Below are 12,005 nucleotides of genomic sequence, written 5' to 3'. Positions count from 1 at the left end.
CATCCGGGCCGCAATCGCATTCCTGCCAGGGCCGTGCGGGCCGGTTCGAAGCGGGCGACACGACCGTCACAAGCAGCGCCGACGCAGCGCGCCCCGCTAAGGGTACCTGCGCCGACTCTCCCCGGCGCAGGCGCGTGTCGGCGGATCGGTGACTGCCGACCCGGCCATCTGTCACCCCCCGCGCGCGGGCCAGGCGGCAGGGCCGCCCATCCGTTCCACAGTTGTGAACGCAAGGCCGGGCCCGCTTCCTTTGGTCAGGACGACCCGTGCCTCATGCGTCGGGGAAGAATCGCAGGCGACAAGGACAAGTCACAGACATCATCGCCCGCAGTCTCATCAGGCCAGTTTCAGGTTGACCGCCGATTCACGGCCATCGCGGCCCGCTTCGATGTCGAACGTGATGGCCTGCCCATCTGCGAGTTCCCTGATCCCTGACCGCTCAAGGGCGGAGATGTGGACGAACACGTCATTCTTGCCGCCTTCCGGGGCAATGAAGCCGAAGCCCTTTGTGCTGTTGAACCATTTCACGGTGCCTTTGGCCATCGCTGGGTATCCTTCGAAATTTTCAGTCACATGGTAGTGGCGAACCTCCGGTGTGCAATCGCGCCGGGAATCTCCGGTTGGAACAGTAACGCGCAATGGCGCGCCTCGTCCAGCCCCGATCGGGGACCGGCTGTGCGGCCATGTTGAACCCTGCCCTGACGGGGCTTGCGGCGATTCCCCTCAAGCCCGGCATCCGGGCGCAAAGACCGTCGCCGCCTGTGCGGTCGTCGGGGGTGGCAGGCCGGATGGTATCGGGCGCCTGCCGGACCCGCGCCATTGCGGGGATGCGCAGGCGCCCGCGTTCGGCCCGTGGCCGGTTTGCCATCGGCAGCGCCCGCCGGTCCGCCTGTGCGTCAATGCTCGGCAAACCCCCCGCCACGACTTGCACCTGATCCGCGCGCGGCGATCAGGGCTGCTTCGGCCGCGAGCTCGCCGGGTGGGGCTGCGTTCTGCAGAAGGGGCCGGTCATGATCGAGATAATCCGGCGAGAAGCCGGCGAAATCCTGAAGCGCGACGAGATTGTCGAACCTTACGCGCGACTTCTGGAACGTCACCAGACCCATTTCGCGCAGGCGTCGCAAGGTGCGGTTCACATGCACAGGGCTCAGCCCAAGGGCATCGGCAAGATAGTATTGTGTCAGGGGGCAGTCGAAGCCCCTCTCGTCACCGATCCCCACCAGTTCCAGCCGTGCGCCCAGTTCAAGCAGGAAGTGGGCAACGCGCACATCCGCCGAGCGGCGACCAAGATTGACGAGATGTTCGACCAGTATTGCCTCTTCGCGCGCCGCAGCCCACAAGACGGCGGTTGCAAGGCGTGGCGTCTGAGAAAAGCTGGCGAGAATATCGGAAAGGAGCACCTCTGATGCCTTGATGCGTGTGACAGCTTCGCCGCTGTGGTCCAGTGTGCGGAACAGGATGCTGCGCAGCCCCAGAATGTCGCCGGGAACATGGAAATCTATGATCTGCCGTTCTCCACCGGGAAGCACCCTGAACGAACAGGCCCAGCCCGATTCCAGAATGAAGGCGGAATGGGGTTTCTGCCCTTCATGGATCATCTCGCGCCGGGCCCGAAAGGTTCGGGGGTAACGTCGAAGGCGCGCAAGAGCCTCCAGTTCCTCGCCCGACAGGGCGACAAAGGCAGAGAGCTTTCGCGTCAGCGGATTGTCACAGGTCGGCATGGCGGTTTCCAATTGGGAGATTGGATTGAATCGCTTGTCGCAAGTGGCTTGAAATGTCGGGTCCAGCGCGGATCCCCGTCATCCAGTTCTAGCTGGACGCACTCCACATTGATATTGCTACTTTCGGTTGAGCGGTGGAAATGACTTTGCGCCGCCTTCACCGCCTTCATCGGGTTGCCGTTGCCGGCGTGAAGCACGAGCGGGCCGGTGCGGCACGTCAGCGCCTTCCTGACCTCGGCGCCACCGGTGCCGCGGCGGTTGCGATGGGTTGGTCTCGGCCGCCAAACCTTCACATCCGGAGGGCATTCCAGCGAAGGCCCGTGCCAATCCCGCGCCAGCGACAAGCCCAGGAGGTCAGGTCGCAGCTTTCCGTTCGGCCATCGATTGCTGACCATGCTGGCGGGCTAGCTGCGTCGCCTCGTCGATGGACAGGGGAAGGGACAGGAAGTAGCCCTGAACCAGATCGGCGCCCGCGGCACGCACGAAGTCAAGCTGGGCCTCTGTCTCGATGCCCTCCTGGACGACGCTCATGTCCGCGGAGTGGATCAGGGCGTTCAGGATGCCGAGGAACTTGCCCGACTTGTCGTCCATGGACAGCTGGTTCAGGAAGCTTCGGTCGAGTTTGACCTCATGGGCCGGCAGGCAGCGAATGCGCGAAAGCGAGGAAAAGCCGGTGCCGAAATCGTCGATTGCGACGCGCACCCCCATCGCGCAGATCTGGCGGAGAATGTCTCCCACGTTCGTGTCGCCCACGACGCTTTCGGTGACCTCGATGCAAAGCGCCTGCGGCGGAAAGGCCGGAACGCTTTGCAGCAGATCCAGCAGCCCGGAAAGAAACCCGGGGTGGGCGAGTTGCAACGGCGAGACGTTGACGTAGATCTTGAGATCGAGGCCGGGGCAGGCCGTGCGCAAGGCCAGCGCCTGCCGGACCGCCGTCGCCATCACCCAGTCTCCGATCGGATGGATGTGGCCCAGTTTTTCGGCCATAGGAATGAACTGGTCAGGCAGCAGCGTGCCCTGTTGCGGATGTTCCCAGCGCAAGAGCGCCTCGAACCCCTTCAGCCTCTTTCCCTTCGCGGCCAGGGCGAAGATCGGCTGATATTCCAGCTTGAACTGGTCGCGCCCGGTCGCATCGCGCAGATCGCGGTCGAACGTCACCTGCCGCGCTGCCACTTCATGAAGCTCCGGCTCGAACACCTGGCTGCGGTTGCCGCCGACCTGCTTGGCGGCATACATGGCGATGTCGGCCGCCTGCACCAGATCAAGGTTTCCCAGGTCGGCCGTGTTGGCGACGCCGATGCTGGCGGACACATGACACCAGCGGCCCGCGATCTCGAACGGCTGGTCGATCATGTGCCGCAGGCGCTCGCCAAGCCGGGTGACATCGCCGTGGTCCAGCCCCGAGCAGAGCACGACGAACTCGTCGCCGCCAAGCCGGGCCACCAGATCATCCGGGCGCACGGCGGCCGAAAGCCGCTGCGCGACCTCGACCAGCAACGCATCGCCCACGCCATGCCCCATGGAATCGTTGACGGCCTTGAAGCGATCGAGATCGAGAAACAGCAGCGCCGCGCCCGCCCCGGATTCCGCCAGCAAGGCGGTCAGCCTTTCCTGCAGCAGGCTTCGGTTGGCAAGGCCGGTCAGCGGATCGTAATGACGCAATTTCGCCAGTTCGGCGCTGTCGCGCTGTGCCATCTCGGTTGCAACCGCTTGCCGAAGGGCCTGTGCCTGGGCAAGATCGGCCATCGTCCAGGGATTGGACCGGCCGGAAACGGTTTCCTTCCACGCGGCGAAGGAGGCGCGGGGGGTCATCCGGCCAAGGTCCGGATCCCATTTTGCGTGGTTGGCCGGGTTCCCGCCCCAGGTGATGGTGCGCCGCTGTTCCGGTCTGAACCAGGCGATCAGGTCGCTGCCGCCGGATGCCAGCGGTAGAACCATCACACCCGCCCCGTCGGCCACGGACGGTGCCAGGTCGGGATGGCGCAGCCCGAGGTCATCCAGGGCGAGAGGGTCCGCCGCCGGCCCCGGCAGGGGCGTCGGAAGCACCCTTTCGACCACGCAGGGCGGGGGCAGAACGCCAAGGCGCAGGGTGGTCCCGGACAGGCGGACCAGCGCGCCGGCCGCATCGACAAGCCCCAGCAGATCGGCCTGCGCACCTGCGAATGCCTCCGGCAGCGTGCCCGGCGCCCCGAGCTTTTCCACCAGCGCGGTGAGGATGGCTTGCCGGCCAAGCTTCTGCAGGGCGGTTTCCGTCTCGCCCAGGCTGCCCAGCATCAGCGAAACCACCTGGCCGATCATGCCTGCCACGGATCTCTGTTCCGGGTCGGGCACCCTGGGGGTCATGTGGTGGCAGACCAGCATTCCCCACAGCTTGCCCCCATCGGCAAGCCCGACGGTCAGACTCGCGGCGGTCTGCATGTTGCGCATGTATTCCAGATGGACCGGCGACACGCTGCGCAGGCCGCTGTGCGTCAGGTCCAGCGGCACCCCGTCGTCCAGGTCGGGATGCCCGAGCAGGGGAACGGGCAGGTAGGAGGAATCCGCGATCGCGCCGACGCGCTGGCGCAGGTACAGCGCCCGCGCGACCTGCGGAATGTCCGAGGCCGGGTAGCGCAGGCCGAGGTAGGGCACCATTCCGGGATTGCACGCTTCGGCAATCACCTCGCCATGACCGTCCGCGCCGAAGCGGTAGGCCATGATCCGATGGTAACCCGTCACCGCCTTCAGCCCACGCACGGCCAGTGCGCAGAGGTCGGTCTGCGTCTGCGCGGTGGCGAAGCTCTCGATGATCGTCTGCGCAAGGCCGACCTGCATTCTTTGCGCGGTCGCCTGGATCACTTCGATGTCGACGCACAGATAGCGGCCCGACCGGAAGGCGTGCATCTGCAAGGGCCTGCCTTGCGGATCGCGGAGATGGCCCGTTGATGGCAGGGCCTGCGATCCGGGCAGCATCCCGCGCTGCCGGAGATCGTTCAGACCGTCGATCACCCTGTCGATCGGCTGACCAAGGACGGAAGCCGGCGACGCGCCGAGAATCCTGTCAAGGTTGGCGCTGGCATGGGCGATCAGCCCGCTGTCCCACACCGCCGTGAGCAAAGCCCCGTGCGGCTGGATAGCGCCGGGGGTAGCAATCGGCTCCCGCTCGCAACGGTCCAGGTTCGTCGGGTTGCCCGGAGGCATTGCAATGATCATTTCAAGGCTCCTTCGGGGCCGGATGCGTCGGTCGATCCGGCCTTTCCGTGTTCGGGCTGTTTCCGCCGCAGGGGGCTCTTGTCCGTGACGAAGGGTTCAAACCACTCCAGCAAGGCGCGAAACGTCGTCTCGGCCCCCGCCAGCACATCCTCCCGGCACTCCGTGCGCTGTGCGCCATAGCGATCGACGGCCAACCTGAACACGCGCCAGGTCGATGACTTGGCAGGCTCGCCGCCCCCGAAAAAGGCCGTGGCTCCGGCAATTTCGGGGCCCATCCGCGCCTGCAGTTCCCGCAGGATCACCTTTCCCCCAAGGGTCGCCCCCTCCAGGACATAGCGCGCGCCCAGGGCCTGCGCGAAGGTCTTTAGCGTCGGACATGGGGCATCGGGAAGGCGGGCCATGGCCCGGCTGTCGAAGCCCAGTGCTTCAAGGTCGCGGATCAGCCGTCGGGAATGCTCGGAGTCGGGGGGGAAGGGGGCCAGAACGCGCCATTCGTCGAACGCGCCCAGGTTGCGTTCCAGAGGTTGGTAGAAGGCCAAGAAATGCCCGAGCCAATCGGCATACTCGCCCCTGCCGCCGATGCTGTCGGGCAACCCGAGCAGGACTTCGGCCTGATCGTGAAGCGATGCCGTCCGCGCCCGCAATTCCCCCGAGAGCGGAGTCGGAAAGGCGCGGCCCGCGCGCACTGCGCCATCGTCGGCAATCATGGGTCGAACCTCGCGTGCCGACATGAGCGGACGAAGGCGGCCGCTTCGCCGGACGGATGCAGGTCGCTCGGGTGCCGGGTGCCTCGACATGCAATTCGCGCCGGACGGCCGCATTTGGGTCTTTGGTGTTCGATTGTCTCTGCTGCTTTTCTGGGTGACGGCCCGATGCCAGGGGATCCGATTTGCCATCCGGATGCCGCGACGGTGTTCGGCAGGCGGGGACGCGCGGAGTTCCGCACATGGGGTCGATCTGCGACGACGTAGGAGGAGGTTCCGTTTCAGCCTTCGTTACAAGGCGCATTAGGCCAACATCCGGCTTTGCCGGAATTGGCTGTTTGGGAGGCGCGGATGATGGCTGTCTTTACAGCAGCCAAGCCGCGAGAGGAATGCCCGAAAGGGATGTCAGACTCGTCAGGCCCTTTTTGGCGTCAGTACATGATGCATTCAATATACATCTAGCCCCGGGCCTCACAAGGCCGAACTTCCCCGGGCATCGACGATGGGGCAATTTCGCCGGCCGGGCAAGGCAAGGTTTTCGCCAACGGCAACCGTGATCGACTGGATCGCCGGTCGCCCCGCACGGTCGCGCCGCCTTGCGGTGGCCGACGCGTTCTGCCCCCCCCCATGCGGAGAAGGGCCCGGATGTTTTGCGGATCAGCGTGATTGCCCGGCCCGACCGGTCGTCAGTCCTGATTGGGGAAGCAAGCTTCGAACGACAGCCGGGGGCCGGTCAACAGGGTCAGGACACTGTTGAACTGGTAGCTGATGATCACGCTGGAAAACCCGCCGGTCGGTTCGCCACAACCTGCGGCCTCGTCCAGTTCGATCATCGATGACGCAAGCGAAAGCCCCCACGAACCTGCCTGCTTGCGGATATGCGCCTTGGTTGCGACGGGGTCGACATGATCGGCCGTGGCGCAGGCTGCAGCCTTGATCCCCATGCAGCGCGCGCCCGAAATCGCGCTTTCATCAATGGCTTTGCGCACCCAGACGAGGCGGGCCACTTCGATGGCACCAAACATCAACAGCATCAGGGGGCCGATGACAAAGGCAAACTCGATTGCCGCAGTGCCGCTTCGGCAGTGCCAGATTCGGGCTATCGCGCGGCTAGCGGTCATTCAAGGCGAACGACGGCATTTGCCGTGATCGAGCCATCTTCGGTCATGCCGTAACCGCCAAAGAGCGAAATGTATTGCGTGCTTGCAGACACTTCGATGAACCTGCCGGCGGCGCTGCCGTCGCTGCAAGGCACGCGGCAGGTCCGCGCCCCGCCCCACTGAATCCGGCCGTCGACGCGTGTCGGGCAGTAGCACTGCGCCATGTCACCGCCAGAATCCGCAGTTGCCACGACTCCGTTCTTCACGGTGGCGCGGGATGCGTTGTTGAGCATGACCGTCCCTTCCATGCTTGTGCTGCCGGCCGACAGGACGGCTGCGACCCCGCCCGCAAAAGCGGCAGCATCGTCGTCCGCGATCGAAAGACCCTTCATCTGGCTGTAGCTGGCGGCCGCCGAAACCTGAGCGGCCAGATTGAACCTTGCATGGATGACCAGGCCGATATCGAACGCGGCTGTCACGATCAGCAGGAAGAAGGGGGCGAGCAGCGCAAACTCGACGACCGGGCTGCCCGACTCGTCGGTCCACACCGCGGCCACGCGGGTCGCGAACCGGCGGAACGGCCGAGGGCACAGACGGGCAAGCTGTGTCATTCCAGCAACCGCACGCCACCGGCGGCTACGGCGCCCGGTCCGATGCACATCGTGGCGGCGGTCGCCCCCCCGGCAAGGTTCACCGACGCGCCGATCAGTTGCAGGCAGGTGCCGGTTCCACCACTGACGCTGGCACCGCCACTCAGGTTGAGCAGGCCATTCGGGAAGTAGAAGGTGCCGGAAATCCGGCCGCCCGACGCGCCGGACTGGAAGGATGCCCCGCTGCGGACAGCGGGATTCGTCGGGCCGATCAACGCCAGTTTCGCGAACGGACCGCTGCCGGGCGCCTGAAGCCTGATGTCGCTGTAACCGGCGGTGGCGCAGAAGGCCTGGCCGGCACAATCGCCGCTGGCAGGCACGCCCCGCCCTGACAGGATGATGGTCGCGTCGCTTGCCCGGAAGCTGACCGTCGCGCCGTTGCAGAAGACAGAGCCGCCGCTGGCCGCCCCGAGATGCAGATAGCCATCGATCTCATAGACGCCCGCCCCGAACACGATGCCCCCGGCCCCCCGGATGAAGCCCATTATGCCGTGATTCGGGGCCGCGCCGAATGTCAGGCAACTGCCACCCTCGGTGACGACGTTTCCGGCGATCTCGAAGGTTCCTCCGGCGGCCAGCGGGTCCCCGAGGATCAGGGTCGCGCCGCCGCTGACCGTGACGGCATTGCCCCCGGCGGCGGGCCCGACCCGGAAGCTCCCGCCGCCGAACTCGGTCCTGGTGCCGCCCGGCACGATGATGCCCTTGGCGATGTTGTAGACGCCGGGGGCGAACCGCATGGCGGAACCGCCGTTCTCGATGCGGCCGGAAACATTGTAGACGGTCGTGGCTGCCCCCCCGTATCCGAACCCGAGCGTCAGGCCACCGCCGAGGGTGATGCTGCCGAGATTGACCGTGGTCTTGCCGGGGCAGGTGAACGCCCAGGTGCTGCCCGAGAAGGATGCACTGCATCCGACCGCCGTCGCCTGCGCTTTCGTCGCAACCTGGTCCCAACCGAAAGACATGTCGCCGCCAACGGGAACAATTGGCGCCGACAGTGCGGCCGCCGAGGCGATCCGGGCTGCCGCGAGCGCGACGGACTCGGTCCCTGCCAGCGGGTCAGGTGTCGGCCCCTTCACAAGGTTTGCTGCACCGCCATCCGGTGCGCGCAGGTTGTTGCTGCACTGCGCCGGTGCGGACGCCGAGTCGTAGTTCACCGTCGGGGTTGTGATCATGGTTCCGCAGGGTGCCGTTACCCTCGCACTGGATGCCACGATGCAGTCAACGGTCGACACCGAGGTTCCGCCGCTGAGCGTCACGCCGCTCCCGGCGCGATCAAGGGCCTGAATGCAGGCAGGCTTGCCCGCCATCGTGCCGGCCAGTGCAGCGACGGTCACATCCAGATACTGCTGCGCGTTCAGCACCCGGGCAAGCAGCAGGGTCTGCTGCGTGGTGATCGTTGCACGCGCCGCCTTGTCACCCGGCGCGGCTGGCAAGGGCTCCAGCGTCACCACGAGCCTGGTCCGCGCCACACCGTTCAGGACGGCGACGCTTTCGGCGGCCCTGGTTGCATCGGACAGGCTCTGGTTTCGGCCGTAAGCCGATGCACCGGCGACGGCGGCAAGATCCGCCACCCGCTGCGTCTCGACCTTGGTCAGCAATGCGCTGCCATACTCGAGGGCCAGACCGGACATGCCGAGCAAGAGCGGCAGGATCAGCGCGCCGACGATCGACACCGCCCCCCCGCGAGTCGCTTGCAAGACGGCGTGCAGTTGCGAACCTGACCATGAGTCCCCCCTTTGCTCGAACATTCCGGGGCAACGTGGCGTGACATGCGATGCCCGCGCTGCGCTGATGTTGACGGCGCCGGATGCGACCTTCCCGCCACCCAGTAGCCACACGCGCGTTTCGAATGCCATTTGGCTTGACGGCCTGTCCATTTGACCGTGGCCTGGGGCCGTTTCGCGCCGATGCCTGATCTTGAGATCGCAGCGGCTTCGCGGGCTCCGCCGAACGGATGGCGGACGCGCTCAGTTCGATGCGGGCGGCGCCACCGGAAGGACGGAACCGGACGAGGCTGTGTTGTCGCAGACTCCGACCGCGCAGGAATAGGATTGCGTGAGCATCGCCCGGCGCACGGTCACCGTGCCCGGTTTGCGATCGCTGACCTGAACGACAATTTCAGCCAGCCTCTTGCCCGCCGTGTCGAGGACGATCAGGTTGGTAAGGCCCCGGGAGACACCTTTCAGCACGATCATCTGGCCGTCCGTCAGGGTAGCATCCGCGATTTCGGAATTGCCCAGCAAGATGGTGCCTATGTCGGCACCGATGGGCAGCACGATCACGAAATCGACGGCAAGCGAGACACTGCCGGGGCTCGACGCGACCACGGGCTGCGCAAATCGCGGCGGTTCAGGGTAGGCCGCGGCGATGACCTCGGCGCAGGCCAGGGTCGGCAACAGCGCCAGCGTGGCCAAGGCGATGATCCCGTGGCGGGAAAACATGTTCAATTTCAGCATCTTCTTGTGGCTCCTCGCCAGCCGACCTGAACCGCGTCACGGTCCCGGCGGGGCGGTCTTTCGCTATTTGGCGGCCGGACTTTCTTCATGCTTCGACCGGAGATCGGGGGTGACCATTTTCGGCGTGCCCCTGAACCATGCCGTGTGTGTTGTGGCCGCACCTGCACCGCCTGGCGTGCGGAACTTTGGCCTCATCTGCTGTGTTCCGGTCACGAAACGGCAGCGAGAGGTTCGCCGTTCGTGCAGAACGGCGACCTGGTGCCGCCCGGGCTATGCCCTCCGCAAGACTGGCCCCAAAACCTTTCGCGGACCACCCGACTTTACGGGCAGGCCGAACGGCTGGTGCCAGCGAAAGAGGCGCTGGGCGGGGGAAAGACCTGACATGCAGCGCCATCCCGGGGCACATTAGGCTGAAATCTCGTCCAGCAGCCGCGCCCCGGCAGTTGCGGCTTCGACCCGGTTCGTCGCACTGAGCAGCCGGAAGGCCGATGACAGGTGAAACTTGATCGTGCCTTCGCTGAGGTCGAGCGCGCGCGCCATCGCCTTGTTTGACTTGCCCGCCACCAGCAGCTCGATGATTTCCTTCTGCCGGGGCGTGACCCGGGGGCGCTTCGGGCCAACCCGTTCGTCCGCCGCACAAGCAAGGTGTTTTTCCGGTTTCGTGCAAACGGGCAGGTCCGGAAAAAACGACGGGACGTAGACAAGGCCATTGATGACATGGCGCAATGCGGCACTCAGCTCGTCCACGGAAACCGCTTTGGAAACATAGCCATGCACACCGCTTTCCAGGGACATCAGGATGTCATTGCGTTCACGCGAGGCCGACACGACGGCCACGCGCACATGCGGGAAAAGGTGGCGGACCGTGCGCAGGTCGATCCAGTTGTTCATGCCCGGCATGTCGAGCGCGAAGATCGCCAGCGCCAGTTCGGGATGGTTCGCGAGGCATTCGACTGCGTTTTCGAAGGATGCGGTTTCCAGCACTTCGGACGCACCGAGCCGGTCGGTCAGGATGGTATGCAGGGCGACAGGGAAGTATTCGTTGTCGTCCGATATCAGCACCGGCTTCCCGCAGCCCGAGGTCTTCAACATGTTGGCCATACCCAAGAAAAGTCTCCTTTCTACGCCTCCGCTCTCGTGCGGACGGCACTCGGACCAGAACGCGAACCCCCTCCGGATTGCCATTCCGCAGGAGTGTTGAGTCGGACTGCCGTTCAGGGTGTCCCCGGGAAGGGCCTGGCTGGCCGAAGGTCCTGACCATCAGGACTAGTGTATTCCTGATCCAGATTTTATCAAAAAGATAACGCGGCACTGTCGGGGCCGACTCAATTTCTCAGAGAACCCACCATTGATGCCGATTTCTGCGCTCTGCCGACCGGCATGACCGCATCAGACCAAGGGAATAGCCCATGAAGTCCGTCATTCTTCGTTTCAAGAACTCCGAATCCGGTGCCACCGCCATCGAATACGGCCTGATCGCCGCCCTGGTGTCTGTGGTCATGATCGGCGCGCTGACCCTGCTGGGGCCGCAGCTGAAAAGTGTGTTCACCGGGATTACCACCTCGCTGACTCCCGCTGGCAACTGACAGCCGCACCGACCGGCGGATCGGGTAACCCCGATCCGCCGTCACGCCGCCCAAAACAGGATGCGAGGAAGAGACCATGATCCCGATCCCGGCACTTTTCGGCATCGCGGTCTTCGCTTTCGCCCTGCTGTGGGCCGCCCTCTCGGACGCGCGTTCGCTCAGAATTCCCAACACCATCTCGATCCTGATGCTGGCGGGCTTCGGCGTGCTCGCGCCGCTGGCGGGCTTCTCGCCCGGTGCAATGGCGCTCAGCCTGGCGGCGGCCGCAGCGGTCGGCGTGGTGCTGTTCCTCTTCTTCAGGCGCGGCTGGATCAGGGGCGGCGACACCAAGCTGATCACTGTAACGGCGCTGTGGCTAGGCGCCGGTCAACTGCCGTCCTTCCTGCTGTGGACCTCGCTTTTCGGTGGCGTGCTGGCGCTCGCCGCACTGGCGTTTCGTGCAATTCCGCCGAGAACGGCTGGGGCGATGCCGGTCTGGGTCTCGCATATGCTGGGTCGGCCCCTCGGCATCCCGTTCGGCATTGCCATTGCGGCGGCGGGGTTGGCGCGGCTTCCCTACAGCCCGTGGATGCTCTCTGCCCATTAACGCGCCGTCG

General features: G+C 65.4%; 11 protein-coding genes. 2 read left to right on the top strand and 9 right to left on the bottom strand.

Annotated features, from left to right (window positions below; genetic code table 11):
- Positions 1-336: 336 nt before the first annotated feature.
- The 9 genes from RNZ50_01490 to RNZ50_01450 form a co-directional block, all read right to left on the bottom strand.
- Positions 337-543 carry a cold-shock protein gene (locus RNZ50_01490; GenBank protein MDT8853725.1) on the bottom strand — a complete coding sequence of 69 codons (207 nt, stop codon included), beginning with the start codon at positions 541-543 and terminating at the stop codon, positions 337-339.
- A gap of 353 nt (positions 544-896) precedes the next feature.
- Positions 897-1,721: a Crp/Fnr family transcriptional regulator gene (locus RNZ50_01485; GenBank protein ID MDT8853724.1), complete on the bottom strand. Its 825-nt coding sequence runs from the start codon at positions 1,719-1,721 to the stop codon at positions 897-899.
- 354 nt (positions 1,722-2,075) lie between these two features.
- Positions 2,076-4,913 (bottom strand): EAL domain-containing protein, encoded by a 2,838-nt coding sequence (locus tag RNZ50_01480; GenBank protein MDT8853723.1) that lies wholly within the window; start codon positions 4,911-4,913, stop codon positions 2,076-2,078.
- A complete protein-coding gene (locus RNZ50_01475; protein ID MDT8853722.1) occupies positions 4,910-5,620 on the bottom strand; it encodes a biliverdin-producing heme oxygenase in 711 nt (236 codons plus the stop codon). Before RNZ50_01475 ends, RNZ50_01480 begins: the two co-directional genes overlap by 4 nt.
- A gap of 683 nt (positions 5,621-6,303) precedes the next feature.
- The gene (locus RNZ50_01470) at positions 6,304-6,738 is read right to left on the bottom strand and encodes a pilus assembly protein (protein ID MDT8853721.1); all 435 of its coding nucleotides are present in this window, start codon (positions 6,736-6,738) and stop codon (positions 6,304-6,306) included.
- The gene (locus tag RNZ50_01465) at positions 6,735-7,328 is read right to left on the bottom strand and encodes a pilus assembly protein (protein MDT8853720.1); all 594 of its coding nucleotides are present in this window, start codon (positions 7,326-7,328) and stop codon (positions 6,735-6,737) included. The genes RNZ50_01470 and RNZ50_01465 overlap by 4 nt, the downstream gene beginning before the upstream one ends.
- Entirely contained in the window at positions 7,325-9,040 is a 1,716-nt protein-coding gene (locus tag RNZ50_01460) for a pilus assembly protein TadG-related protein (protein ID MDT8853719.1), read from the bottom strand. Before RNZ50_01460 ends, RNZ50_01465 begins: the two co-directional genes overlap by 4 nt.
- Positions 9,041-9,334: 294 nt before the next feature.
- Positions 9,335-9,781 (bottom strand): pilus assembly protein N-terminal domain-containing protein, encoded by a 447-nt coding sequence (locus RNZ50_01455; GenBank protein MDT8853718.1) that lies wholly within the window; start codon positions 9,779-9,781, stop codon positions 9,335-9,337.
- 447 nt (positions 9,782-10,228) lie between these two features.
- Positions 10,229-10,912: a response regulator transcription factor gene (locus RNZ50_01450; GenBank protein MDT8853717.1), complete on the bottom strand. Its 684-nt coding sequence runs from the start codon at positions 10,910-10,912 to the stop codon at positions 10,229-10,231.
- Between the two features lie 320 nt (positions 10,913-11,232).
- On the opposite strand from RNZ50_01450, the gene RNZ50_01445 reads away from it, so the two are divergent.
- Together RNZ50_01445 and RNZ50_01440 are read left to right on the top strand one after the other, a co-directional pair.
- Entirely contained in the window at positions 11,233-11,409 is a 177-nt protein-coding gene (locus RNZ50_01445; GenBank protein ID MDT8853716.1) for a Flp family type IVb pilin, read from the top strand.
- A 76-nt stretch (positions 11,410-11,485) separates the two neighbouring features.
- On the top strand, positions 11,486-11,995 hold the full coding sequence (locus RNZ50_01440; protein MDT8853715.1) for a prepilin peptidase: 510 nt from the start codon (positions 11,486-11,488) through the stop codon (positions 11,993-11,995).
- Positions 11,996-12,005 lie beyond the last annotated feature (10 nt).

The sequence above is a fragment of the Paracoccaceae bacterium Fryx2 genome (assembly GCA_032334235.1).
GTDB lineage: Bacteria > Pseudomonadota > Alphaproteobacteria > Rhodobacterales > Rhodobacteraceae > JAVSGI01.
This window is presented reverse-complemented; position numbering and strand designations above follow the sequence as displayed.

Excerpts from the sequence above, each read along its gene's own strand:
- RNZ50_01440 (MDT8853715.1), top strand. The coding sequence starts at position 11,486 with ATGATCCCGATCCCGGCACTTTTCGGCATCGCGGTCTTCGCTTTCGCC.
- RNZ50_01475 (MDT8853722.1), bottom strand. The coding sequence starts at position 5,620 with ATGATTGCCGACGATGGCGCAGTGCGCGCGGGCCGCGCCTTTCCGACT.
- RNZ50_01480 (MDT8853723.1), bottom strand. The coding sequence starts at position 4,913 with ATGATCATTGCAATGCCTCCGGGCAACCCGACGAACCTGGACCGTTGC.
- RNZ50_01445 (MDT8853716.1), top strand. The coding sequence starts at position 11,233 with ATGAAGTCCGTCATTCTTCGTTTCAAGAACTCCGAATCCGGTGCCACC.
- RNZ50_01485 (MDT8853724.1), bottom strand. The coding sequence starts at position 1,721 with ATGCCGACCTGTGACAATCCGCTGACGCGAAAGCTCTCTGCCTTTGTC.
- RNZ50_01465 (MDT8853720.1), bottom strand. The coding sequence starts at position 7,328 with ATGACACAGCTTGCCCGTCTGTGCCCTCGGCCGTTCCGCCGGTTCGCG.
- RNZ50_01470 (MDT8853721.1), bottom strand. The coding sequence starts at position 6,738 with ATGACCGCTAGCCGCGCGATAGCCCGAATCTGGCACTGCCGAAGCGGC.
- RNZ50_01490 (MDT8853725.1), bottom strand. The coding sequence starts at position 543 with ATGGCCAAAGGCACCGTGAAATGGTTCAACAGCACAAAGGGCTTCGGC.